This window comes from Streptomyces sp. NPDC012825 (genome assembly GCF_042900925.1).
GTDB lineage: Bacteria > Actinomycetota > Actinomycetes > Streptomycetales > Streptomycetaceae > Streptomyces.
This window is the reverse complement of record NZ_JBIBBZ010000020.1, coordinates 33,729-49,366: the sequence shown is the minus strand read 5'-3', so window position 1 is coordinate 49,366 and position 15,638 is coordinate 33,729. Positions and strand designations below refer to the sequence as shown.

Below are 15,638 nucleotides of genomic sequence, written 5' to 3'. Positions count from 1 at the left end.
AGACTCTCTCCCCATGGGTGAAACGACCGTGAAGAGTTTGGACAACCGGACGACCCCGTCGTCACCCATCGTGGCCGACGGCGGGCTGTCGCGGCTGCGCACCCGCGTGCCCCGGCGCCCCACGATCTGGTTCGAGATCCTGCTCATCGCGGTGAGCTACTGGACGTACTCGCTCGTCCGCAACGCGGTGCCGGAGCAGAAGGCCCAGGCCCTGCGGAACGCCGACTGGATCTGGCGGGCCGAGGAGTCCCTCGGGCTCGCCTTCGAGCACACCGTCAACCACGCCGTGAACTCGGTGACGTGGCTGATCGTGACGATGAACTACTACTACGCGACGCTGCACTTCGTCGTGACCATCGGTGTGCTGGTGTGGCTGTACCGGTGGCAGCCGGGCCGTTACGCGGCGTTCCGCACGGTCCTGTTCGCCACCACCGGCGTGGCCCTGGTCGGCTACTACCTGTATCCGCTCGCGCCGCCCCGGCTCATGAACGGCCAGGACTTCGTGGACACGGTCCTGGTCCACCACACCTGGGGCTCGATGGCCTCGGGGAACCTGAAGCACGTGTCGAACCAGTACGCGGCGATGCCGTCGATGCACATCGGCTGGTCGCTCTGGTGCGGGATCACGATCTTCCTGCTCGCGAAGGCGCCCTGGGCGCGGATCCTGGGCCTGCTCTACCCGACGGCGACCCTCGTGGTGATCGTGGCCACCGCGAACCACTTCTGGCTGGACGCGGTCGGCGGCATGATCTGCCTGGGCTTCGGCTTCGCCGTCTCGTACTTCTGGTACGGCTCGCGGCCCCACCGGCTGCCGAAGCTGGTCGAGCCGGTGGAGCCGGTGGAGCCGGTGGGCGTGGTCGCGCACGGCGGTCCGCTCCCGGCGGCGCACCGCGAGGGCGACCTGGACCGGCCGGTCGACTCCCGGCGCTAGGGCGTGTCCCCCCGGTACGTGATCCGGCCGCCGGCGACGGTGAGCCGGACCGGGGCGTCGGCCGTCTCGTCCGCCGGGGCCTCCACCGGGTCCACGGCGAAGGCGGTGAGGTCGGCCCGGTAGCCCGGGGCGATCCGGCCCGCGACCGCCTCCTCCCCCGCCGCGAACGCCGCGTGCGTGGTCATCCCCTCCAGGGCCATCAGGCCCGTGAGCCCGTGCCGGGCCGAGGCCGCGCCGCGCGGGGCGCGGGCGGTGGCGAGGACCTGCCGGGCGTCGTGGTGGGCGATGGGCCAGTCGGAGCCGAGCGCGAGGTGGGCCCCGGCGTCCCGCAGGTCGCGGCAGCGCCAGGCGCGCCCGGCCCGCTCCTCTCCCAGCCGTACGGACCACTCGTCGGTGCGGTCGGCGCGGGTGTACGCGGTGTGCGGGGGTTGCATCGAGGCGACGACGCCGAGCGCGGCGAAGCGCCCGAGCTGGTCGTCGGGGACGGTCTCGATGTGCTCGATCCGGTGCCGGGGGCCGCCCGTGCCGAGTCCTTCGACGGTGTCGAGGACGTGGCGGACGGCCGCGTCGCCGATGGCGTGGGTGGCGGTGCCGACCCCGGCGCGGTGCAGGCGGGCCACGGCGGCGGAGTACGCGGCCGGGTCGGGCCAGAAGGCGTCGGTGCCCCGGCCGTGGCAGTCGGCGTGCTCCAGCCATGCGGTGCCGCCCTCGACGGTGCCGTCCATGAAGAACTTCACCCCGCCGATCCGCCACATCCGGCCGGCCCGCTCCTGGAGCCGTACGAGGGCGTCGAGCTCCCCGGTGGTGGCGCCGGGCATGCACCAGGGGGCGAGGCGCAGGCGCAGCGGCAGGTCGCCGTCCTCCTCCAGGGCGGCGAGCAGACCGGGCACGTCGTGGCCGCCGAGGTCCATGACGTGGGCGGAGGTGAGGCCGGTGGCGGCCATGCCGGTGAGCAGGGCGACGAGCCGGTCGCGGCGCTCGGCGTAGGGCAGGACGGGCAGGGCCGGGGTCATCAGGTCCATGGCGGCGTGCTCGACCAGGTGCCCGGTGGGGCGCCCGTCGGCGTCGCACACGACCTCGGCGCGCTGGGTGAAGGCGCGGGGCCCGTCGATGCCGGCGGCATGGAGCGCGGTGGCGCTGACGAGGGCGGAGTGTCCGTCGTAGAGGCGCAGGTGGGCGGGGGCGCCGCCGAGGGCGTCCTCGATCAGGTCGTGGTGGACGGGCCGGCCGCCGAAGGCGTTGTGGTCGAGGCCGAAGCCGAGCACCCAGCCGTCGCGGCGGTCGGCGGCCCGGAGCGCGGTCCGCAGTCCTTCGAGGTCGGTGACGGCCGAGAGGTCGGTTCCGGCGGTCATCTCCAGGCCCCAGACGGGGTGGCTGTGGGCGTCGGTGAGGCCGGGGGTGAGGGTGGCTCCGGCGAGGTCGACGGTCTCGGTGCCGGGTCCGGCCCAGGCGCGGGCCTCGGCGTCGGTGCCGAGGGCGGTGATCAGTCCGTCGCGGACGGCGACAGCGGTGTGGCCGGTCGGCCGGGGGTCGCGGACGCGGGCGTTGACGAGGACGAGGTCGGGTGCGGGCACGGGGACTCTCCAGGTGCGGACGGTTCGGACGGCTCGGACGGCTCGGCGGCGAAGCGGGCGTAGACCTCGGGGCGGGTGCGGCGGAGCCGGTACGCCAGGAGGAGCCCGAGGAGGAAGACGGCGGGGGTGACGGAGAGCAGGACCGTGTTGACGGCGGTGGAGGCTCCGGTGAAGAGGTCGACGTGTCCGGCGACGAGGGCGATAGCCCCGGCGAGCAGGACGAAGGCGGTGACGGGGGCGACGACCGTGCGCAGGACGCCCTCGTCGTGCGGGATCCGGCGGAAGAAGAACGGCACGGCGAGCGCGGCGAGGAGCTGGAGCACCATCAGGCCCAGCATCCCGGGGGTGTTCACCCAGAGCAGGAGCTGCTGGTACGGGTCGGCCCCGGCGAGCGCGAAGGCGAGGACCACGAGTGCGCCGAGCGCGGTCTGGGCGGCCCCGGCGACGTACGGGGAGCGGTGGCGGGGGTGGATCCGGCCGAAGGCCTTCGGCAGGACGCCCTCTTCGGCGAGGGCGAGGGTGTAGCGGTTGATGGCGTTGTGGAAGGCGAGCAGGGAGGCCAGGACGCTGGTGACGATGAGGACGTGCATCAGGTCGGCGGCCCAGGGCCCGACGTAGGTGGTGATGGCGGCGAAGAAGAGGCCGCCGGGATCGGTGGCGGCGGCCCGGACGACCTCGTCCTCGCCGAAGGCCTGGATCACGGTCCACACGACGAAGGCGTAGAAGAGGCCGAGGAAGGCGACCGCGAGGTAGGTGGCGCGGGGGACGGTGCGGGCGGGGTCCCGGGCCTCGCGCCGGTAGATGACGGTGGACTCGAAGCCGGTGAAGGCGGCGAAGGCGAAGGCCAGGACGGCGGCGGTGCCGCCGGTGAGGACGTGGGCGGGGGCGAGGCCGCCGAGGGAGAGGCCGTGGGCGCCGCCGTCGAGCAGGACGCCGCCGGCGAGGAGGACGAGGATGCCGGTCTCGGCGACGAGGAGGACGCCGAGGACCTTGGCGCCGAAGTCGATCGAGCGGTGGCCGCCGTACCAGATCAGCAGGAGGCCGGCGAGGGAGACGGGCAGCCAGGGGACGTCGTGGCCGAGGGTGGCGGCGGCGGTGTCCGAGGTGGCGGAGCCGAGGAGCCCGTACACGCCGATCTCCATGCCGTTGTAGCCGAGCATGGCGACGAGGGCGGCGGCGATGCCGATCGGGGTGCCGAGGCCGCGCGCGATGTACGCGTAGAAGGCGCCGGCGCTGCGGACGTGGCGGCTCATGGTGGTGAAGCCGACGGCGAAGACGGTGAGGGTGAGGCCGGCCAGGAGGTAGCCGACGGGGGCGCCGACGCCGCCGAGCAGGATGGCGACGGGGGCGACGCCGGCCATGACGGTGAGGGGGGCGGCGGCGGAGACGACGAAGAACGAGATGTCGGCGGTGGTGAGGGTGCCGGTCCTCAGTCCCGGGGGCGCGTCGGGGGCGGGTGCGGACATGGCGGGGGCCTTCCGGTGGCAGATGTGTCGGGATGTCCGGCCGGACGTAAACCTAAAGCCTTTCGGTTTGCGCAATGTAGCCTCGCTCCCGACGATCCGGAAGACCCGAACGAAGACCTGGACGAAGATCCGAACAGAGAGTGAGGCTCCATGGGCCGGCCGCGCAGACCCCTCCTCGACCGGGAGCGCATCGCCACCACGGCGCTGGAGATCGTCGACGAGCGGGGCGAGTTCAGCGTCCCGCAGGTCGCGAAGCGGCTCGGAGTGCAGACGGCGTCCGTCTACCACCACGTCGACGGGCGGGAGGGGATCGTGGAGCTGCTGCGCGAGCGGGTGGCCTCCGCCATCGAGGGCGGGGTCCTCGACCAGGAACCGTGGGACGCGGCCCTCACCGCCTGGGCCCGCTCCTACCGGGCCGCGTTCGCCGCCCATCCGCGCGCCATCCCGCTCCTCACCACCTCGCCGGTGCGCGCGCCCCGGGTCCTCGGCCAGTACGAACGGGCCGTCGGGCGCCTGCTCGACGCGGGTTTCGCCCTGCCGGACGTCATGCCGGTGATCATCGCCCTGGAGAACCTCGTGCTCGGCTCGGCCCTCGACATGGCCGCCCCCGAGTCGATGTGGGAACTGGCCGACGAGACGGCCACCCCCCGCCTGGCCCGCGCCCTGGGGGCGATGGGGGCGGGCAGCGCGGACCGGTCCTTCGAACTGGCCCTGGCGGGGTACCTGGCGCACGTGCGGGGGCTGCTGGACGAGGCGTGAGCCCCGCCGGAGGCGTCACGCCCCGTAGAACAGCTCCTCGACGACCGCGCGGGCCCGGCGGGTGATCCGCCGGTAGTCGTCGACCATCTCGCCGACGTGCCCCGACTCGTACCCCAAGTACCGCGCCACCGCCGCGAGTTCGCGCGACTCGGAGGGAAAGGTGTCGCCGGGGCGGCCGCGCACCAGCATCACCGCGTTGCGGACGCGGGTGGCGAGGACCCACGCCTCGTCCAGGGTCTGCGCCTCCTCGGTGGGGATGAGCCCGGCCGCGTGGGCGGCGGCCAGCGCCTCGCGGGTACGGGTCGTCCGCAGCCCCGGCTCGGCCCAGCCGTGCCGCATCTGGAGGAGCTGGACCGTCCACTCGACGTCGCTCAGGCCGCCGCGCCCCAGCTTGGCGTGGAGCGTCGGGTCGGCGCCGCGCGGCAGCCGCTCGGACTCCATCCGGGCCTTGAGGCGGCGGATCTCGCGGACCGCGTCCTCCCCGAGCCCCTCCGCCGGGTACCGCAGCGGGTCGACCAGCTCGATGAACCGCTCGCCCAGGTCGGCGTCGCCCGCCATGTGCTCGGCGCGCAGCAGCGCCTGGCTCTCCCAGACGAGCGACCAGCGGCGGTAGTAGGCCCCGTACGACTTCAGGGTGCGGACCATGGGGCCGCTCTTGCCCTCCGGCCTGAGGTCCGCGTCGATCAGCAACGGCGGGTCGGCCGTGGGCACTTGGAGGAGCCGGCGCATCTCGGTGACCACCCGGTTCGCCGCCCGGGCGGCCTCCTGCTCGTCCACGCCCTCGCGCGGCTCGTGCACGAAGAGGACGTCGGCGTCGGAGCCGTACCCCACCTCGTGACCGCCGAAGCGGCCCATGCCGATCACCGCGAACCGGGTCGGCAGCTCCTCGCCCCACTCGGCGCGCACGGCGGCCCGCAGCGCGCCCGCGATCGTGGCCGCGTTGAGGTCGGTGACGGCCTCCCCCACCCGGTCGACGAGCGCGCCCGGGTCGGGCTCGCGGGGGCTGTCCTCGGTGCCGTACGAGCCGATGAGGTCGGCCGCGGCGGTGCGGAACAGCTCCCGGCGGCGCACCCCGCGCGCCGCCGCGACCGCCTGCTCGGCGTCGTCGGCGCGCTTGACCGCCGCCAGGACCTCCTGTTCCAGGTGGTCCCGGTCGCGGGGCTTCAGGCCCTCCGGGTCGCCGAGGAGCGCGACCGCCTCGGGGGCGCGGAGCAGCAGGTCGGGGGCGAGCCGTCCGGCGGAGAGGACCCGGGCGAGGTTCTCGGCGGCGGCCCCCTCGTCGCGCAGCAGCCGCAGGTACCAGGGGGTCTTGCCGAGGGCGTCGGAGACCTTGCGGAAGCCGAGCAGTCCGGCGTCCGGGTCGGCCGAGTCGGCGAACCAGCCGAGCAGCACCGGCAGCAGGGTCCGCTGGATCGCCGCCTTCCGGCTCACCCCGGAGGACAGCGCCTCCAGGTGGCGCAGGGCGGCGGCGGGGTCCGCGTATCCCAGCGCTTCGAGGCGCTGTCCGGCCGCCTTCGGGCTGAGCCGGATCTCGCCGGGGGCGAGCTGGGCGACGGCGTCGAGCAGCGGGCGGTAGAAGATCTTCTCGTGCAGCCGGCGGACGACGGCCGCGTGCCGCTTCCACTCCTTGGTGAGCGCGGCGACCGGGTCGGTGCGCAGGCCGAGGGAGCGGCCGAGGCGGCGCAGGTCGGTCTCGTCCTCGGGGACGAGGTGGGTGCGGCGCAGCCGGTAGAGCTGGATGCGGTGCTCCATGGCCCGCAGGAAGCGGTACGCCTCGTCCAGCTGGGCCGCGTCGGCCCGGCCGACGTAGCCGCCGGCGGCGAGGGCCGCGAGCGCGTCGAGGGTGGCGCCGCTGTGCAGGGTGGCGTCGCTGCGTCCGTGCACCAGCTGGAGGAGCTGGACGGCGAACTCCACGTCCCTCAGGCCCCCGGGGCCGAGCTTCAGCTCGCGTTCGATCTGGGCGGCCGGGATGTTGTCGACGACCCGGCGGCGCATCCGCTGCACGTCGGGGACGAAGTTCTCGCGCTCGGCGGCCTGCCAGACGAGCGGGGAGACGGCCTCGATGTACCGGGAGCCGAGCTCCTGGTCGCCCGCGACCGCGCGCGCCTTCAGGAGGGCCTGGAACTCCCAGGTCTTCGCCCAGCGCTGGTAGTAGGCGAGGTGGGAGGAGAGGGTGCGGACGAGGGGACCGTTGCGGCCCTCCGGGCGCAGGTTGGCGTCGACCGGCCAGATGGTGCCCTCGACGGTGGTCTCGGAGCAGATCCGCATCAGGTGGGAGGCGAGCCGGGTCGCGGCCTGGATCGCCTTGCCCTCGTCGGCGCCCTCGGCCGGCTCCCCGACGAAGATCACGTCGACGTCGGAGACGTAGTTCAGCTCGTGGCCGCCGCACTTGCCCATCGCGATCACCGCGAGCCGGCACTGGGCGGCGTCGTCGGGCGCGGCGGCCTCGGCGAGGGCGAGCGCGGCCCGCAGGGTCGCCGTCGCCAGGTCGGCCAGCTCGGCGGCGGCCTGGGCGACGTCGGTGGTGCCGCACACGTCACGGGCCGCTATGGCCAGCAGGCAGCGGCGGTAGGCGACCCGCAGCGCGACCGGGTCGCCGGCGCCGGCGAGCCCCCGCTCGAACTCGGCGACCCCCGGGTGCAGGTCGGCCGCCTCGTACGTGACGAGGGACTCCCAGTCACGGGGGTGGCGGGCCAGGTGGTCGGCGAGCGCCTCGGAGGCGCCGAGCACGCCGAGGAGCCGGTCGCGGAAGGGCTTGGCGGAGAGCAGGGTGGCGGTGAACCGCTGCCGCTCGGCCTCGGGCTGCGCCTCGACGAGCCGGACCAGGCCGCGCAGGGCGAGGTCGGGGTCGGCGGTGGCGCCGAGGGCGTCGAGGAGCACGGAGTCGCCGCGCAGCGCGGACAGCTCGGGCACGTCCAGGAGCCGCTCGGCTCCCGAGGGGTCGGTGAACCCGTGCCGCACCAGACGTGAGAACGTACTGCTCCTGCGTCCCGGCACCGTCATTCCGCCGCTCCCTCCGAGCACGTCCGAGCCCCGGGGCGAGCCCGTCGGACCCGGGGGGACCGAGCCTATCCGGCGCGGGGGGCGGGGGCGTGCAGGCCTTCGGTTCGCAGCGGATCACACGTGATGTCCCGCACATTGATCGCTTTTCGGGCCCGATGAACCGTATTTCTTGAAAGTCCGTCTTGCCGAGCGCGAGACCCGCCCGTCCGTTCGAACGGCACCCCGGCGGCTGCTGGGGCGCGTCCGCCTGTCCGCTTGCCCGTCCGCCCGTCCGCCCGCCCGCCCGCCCGTCTGTCCGCTTCCCCGCCTGTCCGCCCGCTGCCCGTCCGTCCAGCGGTCCTCTTCGAAAGTGCGCCACCGACCCATGCCCGTCCGCCGCCTCCGCCGCCCCCGCCGTTCCGATCTCCCGTCCCGCCGCGGGGCCGCCGTGACGGTGGTCACGGCCGCCCTCGTGGGCGGCGCCCTCGCCGGGGCCCTCACGGTGACGGGCACGCCCGACGGGCCGGAGGCGCACGCGGCGACGGGTGCGAAGGGGGCGATGCACGCGCAGGTCCCGTCGTCTGGCCGGACGGCGGCGAAGGCCCTGCCGGTCCCGCCGGTCCCGGCCTCCGCCTCGGTGATGCAGTTCGTCGCGCACCCGGACGACGACCTGTTCTTCATGAACCCGGACATATCCCAGTCGCTCCACTCCGGCAGCCCCCTGACCTCCGTCTACCTCACGGCGGGCGAGTCGGACGGCGTCAACGCGCGCCCGCGCGACGCCGCCGGGACCGCGGCCGACAAGGCGGGCTACGCCGAGGCCCGGCAGAACGGCATCCGCGCCGCGTACGCCGAGATGGCGACCGGCAGCAGGACCAGCCCCTGGGAGCGGGTCGCGATCCCCACGGCCGGCGGCGCGTGGGCCGAGCTGGACACCCTGCGGGCGAAGCCGCACGTCAAGCTGGTGTGGCTCCAGATGCGCGAGGCAGGTTCCATCAGCGACGACCGCCCGCACAGCCTCAACGGCCTCTGGCACGGGCGCGTGACCGAGCTCGGCTCCCAGCTCTCCGCCGGCACCCCGGCCGCCGCCGGCTTCTCGTACGACAAGGGGCAGGTCGTCGCCACGCTGACCGGGCTCCTGGAGCGCTTCCGGCCGACCTTCGTACGGATGCAGGACCCGACGCCCGGCACGTACCCGGGGACGGGGGCGTACCGGGACCACCAGGACCACCTGTACGGGGCGCGGTTCGTCCAGGAGGCCCTGGCCGGGTACGCGGAGACGCCCGGGCACCCGCACGTCGGCGTGCAGAACTACCTCGGCTACCCGACCAGCGCCCTGCCGCACACCCTCGACGCCGAGGCGGCGGGCGCGAAGCTGAGGACCCTGAAGACGTACGCGTGGCTGGACGGGGTCGCGGACTGCGGGAACCTCGCGGGCTGCGGCGACCTGAAGGTGGCCGCGCGGCCCGCCGGGCGGGGCTGGACGCAGACCGTCCGCTACGCCCGGGGCACCTCGACCTCCTGGGTGCAGCGGGACCCCGACGGCGGCCTGCGCGCCTTCTCCGTCCTCGACGGGCGGCTCGCGACCTGGCGGAAGGCGGCGGACGCGGTCGCCTGGCGGGGCCCGGAGCTGCTGCCCGGCGGCGGCCTGGACAGCGGCGTCACCTCCGTGCCCCTGCCCGACGGCCGGATCGCGGTCTACGGCACCCGGACGCTCCTCGCGGACTACCGCCGCGAGGTGGTCACCACCGTGCAGGCGGCGCCGGGCGGGGCCTTCGGCCCGTGGCGGTCCCTGGGCACCCCCGAGCCGGACGACGCCTCCGGCACCTCGGACGTCAGCGCGCCCGCCGTGACCGTGGGCGCCGACGGCCGGGCGACCCTGGTCCTGCGGGACAGCCGCCACCGCCTCACCGCCCGCGAGCAGCTCGCCGGCGGGGGCTGGGGGCCGTGGCGGGTCCTCGGCGGCGCGGAGGTGTACGGCGACCCGGTGGCGGCGACGGACGCCGCCGGGCGCGGGTACGTCTTCGCGAGCACCCCGAAGAGCGTGCTGGTCTGGGCGCGGCGGCACTCCGGCGGGCCGCTGACCGGCCCGGCGCCGACCGGTCTGCCCGCGACGACGCTGGCGCTGAGCGCGTCCCCCGCGCCGGACGGGGACGGGGTGCGGCTCTGGTTCCGCAAGCCTGCCTCGGGCGACCTGCGGAGCGCCGACTTCTCGGGTACGGCCCCGGTCTCCCCGTTCCGGGAGCTGCCGGGCACCGGGGTCGCGGGCTTCGGCCCGGTGAGCGGCGGCGACGGCCTGCTCGCGGTCCGCTCCCGCACCGGCTTCCTGGCGACGGCCTCGCACGGCCGGACGGGTACGGGGAGGACCGGGGCGGGGACCCCGCCGGTGTGGGCGCAGGAACGATTCCTCTTCTCGGGGGCGCCGGACGCGGGCACGGACGGGGTCGCGGCGATGGGCCTGGACGGCCGACTGCACTGGACACCGGCGGGACGCTGAGCGACCCGGGGCCTCGCGGTCCCGGGCTCGCGGTCCCGGGCCCCGGGGGATCAGCCGCCGAGGAGTACGGGAAACGCCTCCATGTCGTTCTGCGTCATCACGGGGAGGTTGCGCAGCTCGGCGTCCGGCACCGCGAGCCGCAGCCGGGGGAAGCGGGCGAAGAGGGCGGGCAGGGCGATCCCGGCCTCGACGCGGGAGAGGGCGGCGCCGGGGCAGATGTGCGGGCCGTGGCCGAAGGTCATGTGCCGGATCGGGGCGGACCGGGTGACGTCGAACGCGTCGGCGTCGGGACCGTGCTGTTCGGGGTCGCGGCCGATCGCCCGGTAGGAGATGACCACCCCCTCGCCCTTCGCGACGACGCCGTCGCCGACCTCGACGTCCTCGGTGGCGAACCGCATGAGGAGGTGGGTGGTGGGGGTGTCCCACCGCAGGGTCTCCTCGACGACGGCCTCCCAGGAGACCTCCCCGTCGAGGACCAGTTTCAGCTGGTCGGGGTGGGCGAGCAGGGCCCGTACGGCGTTGAGGACGAGGCCGATCGTGGTCTCGTGCCCGGCGGCGACCATCGCCTTGAGGTTGCCGATCACCTCCTCCTCGGTGAGCGGCTCGCCGCCCTCGTCGGCGAGGATGAGCGCGGAGGTCAGGTCGTCGGTGGGCCGCGCGGTCTTCTCGCGGACGAGACCGGCGTAGAAGACGTCCAGGTCGGCGAGGAGGGCGAGGCGCTCGTCCTGTGGGGTGAGCATCGAGAAGAACTTCTTGTACTGCCGGGTGAGCATGGCGTTCGCGGCGGGGTCGACGCCCATCAGCATGCCGACGACCCTCATGGGCAGCGGCTGCGCGAACACGGACTTGAGGTCGACGACGGCCCCGTCCCGGCCGCCCTCCTCCAGCGCGTCGAGGAGTTCGGCGGTGAACCTCTCGATGTCGGGGCGTATCGCTTCGAGGCGGCGGGGGGTGAGCGCCTGGGAGGTCTTGGCCCGCAGCCGGCGGTGCTCGGCGCCGTCGACGGTGAACATGGACCGTCCGGCGTCGATCATGCCGATGAGCGGCCACGCGTGCGTGACCTCGCCGCTGCGCCACAGGCCCCAGGCGTCGAGGTCCTTCACGAGCCGGGGGTCGACCAGGAGCCGCCGGGCGTCGGCGTGCCGGGTGACGGCCCAGGCGGGCACCCCGAGCAGGTCGATCCGGGCCAGCGGCCCGGCGTCGCGCAGCCGCGCCGTCTCGCCGTCCAGGTCCTGGACCATCGGGTCGATGACGACGGTCCCACCGTTGTGGGCGGCGGCCTGTGCCGCGGCATGGGGGCAGGTCACGAGAGGTCTCCTGTCGTACGAACGGGGGTGAACCGGACGGGGAGCGAGGTGGTGCCGCGCAGGAAGGCGGAGGGCCGCCGGACGAGTTCCCCGGCGGGGACGGCGAGTTCGAGGTCGGGCAGCCGGTCGAGGAGGACCTCGATGCCGGTGCGGACGATGATCTCGGCGATCTCCTGGGCGGGGAAGGGGCAGCGGTACTCGCCGTGGCTGAACGCCAGATGGGCACCGGCGCCACCGTGCGCGCCCCGGTCGCCCTGGCGGATCAGCGGGTCGGTGTTGGCCGCGCCGAGGCCGAGGAGCAGCATGTCCCCGGCCCGGATCTGCTGCCCGCCGAGCCGGGTGTCCCGTACGGCCCAGCGTCCGGCGAGGATCTGGGTGGGGGCGTCCTCCCAGAGCACCTCGGTCGTGGCCTCGGAGACGCTGCGGCGGCCGCCGGCCATCGAGTCGGCGAACGCGTCCTCGGTGAGCATCAGGCGCAGGGAGTTGCCGAGCCAGTCGGCGGTGGTGAGGTGGCCGGCGGCCGTGACGGCCATCAGGTCGAGCGTGTACTCCTCGTCGGTGAACGCCTCGGGGAAGGCGAGCATGCGGGAGGTGACGTCGTCGCCGGGCGCAGTCCGCTTGGCGGCGACCAGACGCGCCATGTGCTCCGCGAACCTCCGATGGGCGTTCTGCGCACCGGGCCCGCCGTCGGCCAGGTCCTTCAGCACCCCGGCGATGTCCTCGCCCTCGGCGTCGGGGAAGCCGACGAGGCGGGCGAGGACGAGGACGGGGAGGGGCTCGCAGAAGTCGGCCACGAGGTCGGCCGTGCCCCGGCCGCAGACGGCGTCGACGAGCCGGTCGGCGAGCTGCTCGCAGTGCCCGCGGATCTCGAACGGGTCGGCGCCCTCCAAGGCGGGCACCACCATCCGGACGTGGCGCCGGTGCTCCTCCCCGGCGGTGAAGTAGATGGACGGCAGGGGCCGCCCGACCATCGGCAGCAGCGGCCAGTCGTCGGGGATGTGCGGCCACTGGTTCCACAGGCCCACGTCGCGCGGGAACAGTTCGCCGTCGCTGGTGACCCGGTGGAGCTCGCGGTACCCGACGACCAGCCAGGCGGGTACTCCGCCCGGCAGCTCGACGGGGACGACGGGCCCGTGGTCGCGCCGCATGGCCCGGTAGAGGGCATGGGGGTCGACCTGGAACCCGGGCCCGTCGAGCGACACGGCGGGTGGGGCGCCGGCGTGGGCGGGGCACGCGGAGGGCGGCTGTTCGGCGTGAGGGCGCGTCATGAGTCCTGAACTCCCGACTCCTGGGGCGACAGCCGCACGTGTCGCGTTCCTGTGATCAACGCTGGCTCACTATAGGGAGGTTGTGTGTCGCAGGAGCCCTCAATCACGATCAATTCCGCACAGCGGGCGGAAGGGAAGGGGCACTTGGCGACCACCACCGGAACAAGGGGGAGCAAGGAGGAACATTCCCACCCTCGCGAGTCTTCTCCCCGCAAGAACCGGACGACGGGAACGACACTTTTTCGTCAGGTCGGTGACGGCGAGCCGAGGTGTGCGACGCACCTTCGTGGACGACGGTGGACGAGCCCGGCCCCGAGCCCTCGGAACGGAATGAGGAGAACCATGAACTGGACGCTGGAAGTCGTCCCGGTCCCCGTGACGGACATGGACCGGTCGAAGGAGTTCTACGGCGAGAAGTGCGGCTTCACCATCGACCTGGACGACGAGGTGGCCCCCGGCATGCGGATCGTGCAGGCGACCCCGCCGGGCTCGCGCTGTTCGATCGCGATGCTGAGCGGGATGCCGCCGATGCCGGGCACGAAGGAGACGCCCCCGGGCGGCCTGCACGGCCTCCAGCTCTGCGTCACGGACATCGAGGCGGCGCGGAGGGAACTGGTGGACCGGGGCGTCGAGGTCTCGCCGGTGATGCACGTGGGCGCGACGGGCTGGGAGGAGGGGAAGGGCGACACCTGGAACTCGTTCATGACCTTCGAGGACCCGGACGGCAACGGCTGGGTGGTCCAGGAGGCGCCGTCGGAGCTGTCGGAACGCTGAGGGGGCACGGGGGAGGCACCGGGGAGTCCCGGAACCCCGGCTGCCCCGGCCGCCCCGGAACCCTGAGCGCCCGGGAGCCCCGGCCATCCCGGCACACCGACCATCCCGGAACCCCGAGCGCCCCGGAACCCCGGCCGCCTCAGAACCCCAGATAGAAGTGCCGGAGCCCGTCGATCTCCGCGACACACCGCATCCCGGCGGCCTCCATGACCCGGTGCGAGGCCGGGTTGTCCAGGTCGGCGTCCCCCTTCACCCCGGCGACGCCGGCCATCCGGGCGGTTTCGACGAGCGCGCGCAGGGCCTCGGAGGCGTACCCCCTCCCCCGTACACCGGGCACGAGCCCGTACCCCACGGTCACGACCCCGACCTCGTCGGGCGGCCCGTGGAACCCGATGCCCCCGACGGCGAGCCCGCTCTCGAGCAGCCGCACCTCATAGGCCCGGAAGACCCCGGGGTCCCCACGTCCGAAGACCCCCCGCAGAAACCCGCCGCACCCCCGGACGTCCCCGTCCTGGGGGTACCCCTCCGCCCAGAGGTCCTCTTCACGGGGCGCTCGCGCGACGATCCGCTCGGCTTCACGGACGCTCAACGGGTGCAGCAAAAGCCGCGCGGTGACGACGGGAGGAACCTCCACTCCGGAGGTCCACGGGATCACCGCGCCTCCATCGGCTCGACCCGCCCGAGCGCTTCCGCGAGCGGAACGCCGGTCCGGGCGGCGGCGATACGCCGGGCCCGCACCTGGGCCCGGGTCCGGGGCCGGAACTTGGGCTCCCGCCCGCACCCGCACGCCTCGAACCCCTCGTACCGCAGTCCGGCCCGGAGCACGACCGCGACGACCGACCACGCCTTCCGGTCGCTGCGCCGGGGCGCCGCGAAGTCGTGCCCGGCGCACAGCATCGGTTCGGAGCAACGGGGGCACGGGGGCGCGGCGTCATGGGAGTACCGCTTGAAGCTGACGCGGCAGGAGACGCACGCGTAGTGCAGCTTGTGGTAAAAGGCGTAGGTGCACATGCCTGGACCGTACTGAGAACACCGGCCCGAGGCCCACCGGTTAAACCGCCACTTCCCTACGAAACGAACCGCCGCCCATCATGAGCGCGCACATGGGGCCCGGCCCCCTCAACGGCATCGAGAAGCCGCACGGCGTACACCTCGCCCATCCGCTCCCGGCCCCCGGTCTCCTCCAGAACCCCCCGGACGACCCCTTCCTGCAGGGTCTCGCCGAGCTCAAGAACGCCACCCGGCAACTCCCACGCACCGTTGTCGGCCCGTCGAATGGCCGACAACCTCCCGTCCTCACCGACGACGGTACCGGCTACGGACACGGAGTGCAGGGGCGACATCGACCGACCTCAGGCAGTCTCCAGAACGACGGAGGGAAGCGGCTCCTCCAGGACGCGGGCGCGGGGCAGGGAGAGGCCGAAGTGGCGTTCGACGACGTGGAGCGAGGTGCGGTGGGCGTCCCTGTAAGGGAGGTTCTCGTCGGGCAGACCGGCCTCTCCGAGCAACCGCTCGACCTGCGGGGCCACCTCGGGATCCCCGTCCACGCCGGCGGAGCCCCACGAGTGGTCGAGGCGGAGGTTGAAGCCGCACATGAGCCGCTCGTCGTGGAAGTAGTGGAACCACGGCGGTACGGGCTTGCCGTTGTCCTCGTCGAACTCCAGGTGGAAGACGTGGGCGCCGTCGCGCGAGACGGGTGGCGTGATCTCGAACTCGCCCTGCCAGAGGCCGTACAGAACGGCGAAGACCCACTCGCCGTCCCGGCCGACACGCACGGCGGCCTCCTCGTGGAACTCCCCGTACTCGTCCTCCAGCTCCCCGAGCAGATCCGCACCGGTCAACTCTCCCAACGACCGCAGGACGCGCCGTTCCCCGCACACCGCCCCCGCGAGCCGGGACACCAACTCCTCCTCGCCCAGGCCACGCGTCAACAGCACGCTGTAGCCGCCATGGGTGATCGACTGGGGAGCGGCGAGCCAGGTTGTTCCGTCGGTCATGCCGTCATTGTGGCCCGGCCCGAGCGGAGCCGGGTGAGCGGCCTCCCCGAGGGGTTCCACCACACCCGACGCCGGGAACTCGT

The 15,638-nt window shown here is 74.1% G+C and carries 13 protein-coding genes; 4 read left to right on the top strand and 9 right to left on the bottom strand.

The genetic code is table 11. The features are described 5' to 3' along the window. The first annotated feature begins 13 nt into the window (after positions 1–13). Positions 14–931, top strand: coding sequence for a phosphatase PAP2 family protein (locus ACFY7E_RS28535; RefSeq protein ID WP_389489810.1), 918 nt, complete (start codon positions 14–16; stop codon positions 929–931). Here ACFY7E_RS28535 and ACFY7E_RS28530 read toward each other — a convergent pair. Both ACFY7E_RS28530 and ACFY7E_RS28525 read right to left on the bottom strand, forming a co-directional pair. After that, entirely contained in the window at positions 928–2,505 is a 1,578-nt protein-coding gene (locus tag ACFY7E_RS28530) for an amidohydrolase (RefSeq protein ID WP_389489808.1), read from the bottom strand. The two genes, ACFY7E_RS28535 and ACFY7E_RS28530, sit on opposite strands and share 4 nt — an antisense overlap. After that, complete coding sequence (locus ACFY7E_RS28525) at positions 2,415–3,971, bottom strand: APC family permease (RefSeq protein ID WP_389489806.1); 1,557 nt, start codon at positions 3,969–3,971, stop codon at positions 2,415–2,417. The genes ACFY7E_RS28530 and ACFY7E_RS28525 overlap by 91 nt, the downstream gene beginning before the upstream one ends. 150 nt (positions 3,972–4,121) lie before the next feature. Between ACFY7E_RS28525 and ACFY7E_RS28520 the strand changes: the two genes are divergently transcribed. Further along, on the top strand, positions 4,122–4,730 hold the full coding sequence (locus ACFY7E_RS28520) for a TetR/AcrR family transcriptional regulator (RefSeq protein ID WP_383439009.1): 609 nt from the start codon (positions 4,122–4,124) through the stop codon (positions 4,728–4,730). A gap of 15 nt (positions 4,731–4,745) precedes the next feature. Here the strand turns inward: ACFY7E_RS28520 and ACFY7E_RS28515 are convergent, their stop codons facing one another. Beyond that, the gene (locus ACFY7E_RS28515) at positions 4,746–7,733 is read right to left on the bottom strand and encodes a bifunctional [glutamine synthetase] adenylyltransferase/[glutamine synthetase]-adenylyl-L-tyrosine phosphorylase (protein ID WP_389489802.1); all 2,988 of its coding nucleotides are present in this window, start codon (positions 7,731–7,733) and stop codon (positions 4,746–4,748) included. Positions 7,734–8,160: 427 nt separating this feature from the next. Here ACFY7E_RS28515 and ACFY7E_RS28510 point away from each other — a divergent pair, with 427 nt between their 5' ends. Next, the gene (locus ACFY7E_RS28510; protein WP_389489799.1) at positions 8,161–10,209 is read left to right on the top strand and encodes a PIG-L family deacetylase; all 2,049 of its coding nucleotides are present in this window, start codon (positions 8,161–8,163) and stop codon (positions 10,207–10,209) included. A 50-nt stretch (positions 10,210–10,259) separates the two neighbouring features. On the opposite strand, the gene ACFY7E_RS28505 is transcribed toward ACFY7E_RS28510, so the two are convergent. Together ACFY7E_RS28505 and ACFY7E_RS28500 are read right to left on the bottom strand one after the other, a co-directional pair. Further along, complete coding sequence (locus ACFY7E_RS28505; protein ID WP_389489797.1) at positions 10,260–11,516, bottom strand: cytochrome P450; 1,257 nt, start codon at positions 11,514–11,516, stop codon at positions 10,260–10,262. After that, positions 11,513–12,784: a cytochrome P450 gene (locus ACFY7E_RS28500; protein WP_389489794.1), complete on the bottom strand. Its 1,272-nt coding sequence runs from the start codon at positions 12,782–12,784 to the stop codon at positions 11,513–11,515. The genes ACFY7E_RS28505 and ACFY7E_RS28500 overlap by 4 nt, the downstream gene beginning before the upstream one ends. A gap of 342 nt (positions 12,785–13,126) precedes the next feature. Here ACFY7E_RS28500 and ACFY7E_RS28495 point away from each other — a divergent pair, with 342 nt between their 5' ends. Then, entirely contained in the window at positions 13,127–13,558 is a 432-nt protein-coding gene (locus ACFY7E_RS28495; protein ID WP_389489791.1) for a VOC family protein, read from the top strand. A gap of 139 nt (positions 13,559–13,697) precedes the next feature. Here the strand turns inward: ACFY7E_RS28495 and ACFY7E_RS28490 are convergent, their stop codons facing one another. From ACFY7E_RS28490 to ACFY7E_RS28475, 4 genes are read right to left on the bottom strand one after another with little or no spacing between them, the layout of a single operon-like run. Continuing rightward, positions 13,698–14,192 carry a GNAT family N-acetyltransferase gene (locus ACFY7E_RS28490; protein ID WP_389489918.1) on the bottom strand — a complete coding sequence of 165 codons (495 nt, stop codon included), beginning with the start codon at positions 14,190–14,192 and terminating at the stop codon, positions 13,698–13,700. Between the two features lie 17 nt (positions 14,193–14,209). Beyond that, positions 14,210–14,569: a hypothetical protein gene (locus ACFY7E_RS28485; protein WP_389489788.1), complete on the bottom strand. Its 360-nt coding sequence runs from the start codon at positions 14,567–14,569 to the stop codon at positions 14,210–14,212. 56 nt (positions 14,570–14,625) lie between these two features. After that, a complete protein-coding gene (locus ACFY7E_RS28480) occupies positions 14,626–14,901 on the bottom strand; it encodes an NUDIX domain-containing protein (protein WP_389489785.1) in 276 nt (91 codons plus the stop codon). Between the two features lie 9 nt (positions 14,902–14,910). Beyond that, positions 14,911–15,555, bottom strand: coding sequence for a DUF6461 domain-containing protein (locus ACFY7E_RS28475; RefSeq protein ID WP_389489783.1), 645 nt, complete (start codon positions 15,553–15,555; stop codon positions 14,911–14,913). Positions 15,556–15,638: the final 83 nt, after the last annotated feature.

Coding starts and splice junctions, on each gene's coding strand:
- ACFY7E_RS28535 (WP_389489810.1), top strand. CDS start 14: ATGGGTGAAACGACCGTGAAGAGTTTGGACAACCGGACGACCCCGTCG.
- ACFY7E_RS28525 (WP_389489806.1), bottom strand. CDS start 3,971: ATGTCCGCACCCGCCCCCGACGCGCCCCCGGGACTGAGGACCGGCACC.
- ACFY7E_RS28520 (WP_383439009.1), top strand. CDS start 4,122: ATGGGCCGGCCGCGCAGACCCCTCCTCGACCGGGAGCGCATCGCCACC.
- ACFY7E_RS28515 (WP_389489802.1), bottom strand. CDS start 7,733: ATGACGGTGCCGGGACGCAGGAGCAGTACGTTCTCACGTCTGGTGCGG.
- ACFY7E_RS28500 (WP_389489794.1), bottom strand. CDS start 12,784: ATGACGCGCCCTCACGCCGAACAGCCGCCCTCCGCGTGCCCCGCCCAC.
- ACFY7E_RS28495 (WP_389489791.1), top strand. CDS start 13,127: ATGAACTGGACGCTGGAAGTCGTCCCGGTCCCCGTGACGGACATGGAC.
- ACFY7E_RS28485 (WP_389489788.1), bottom strand. CDS start 14,569: ATGTGCACCTACGCCTTTTACCACAAGCTGCACTACGCGTGCGTCTCC.
- ACFY7E_RS28480 (WP_389489785.1), bottom strand. CDS start 14,901: ATGTCGCCCCTGCACTCCGTGTCCGTAGCCGGTACCGTCGTCGGTGAG.
- ACFY7E_RS28475 (WP_389489783.1), bottom strand. CDS start 15,555: ATGACCGACGGAACAACCTGGCTCGCCGCTCCCCAGTCGATCACCCAT.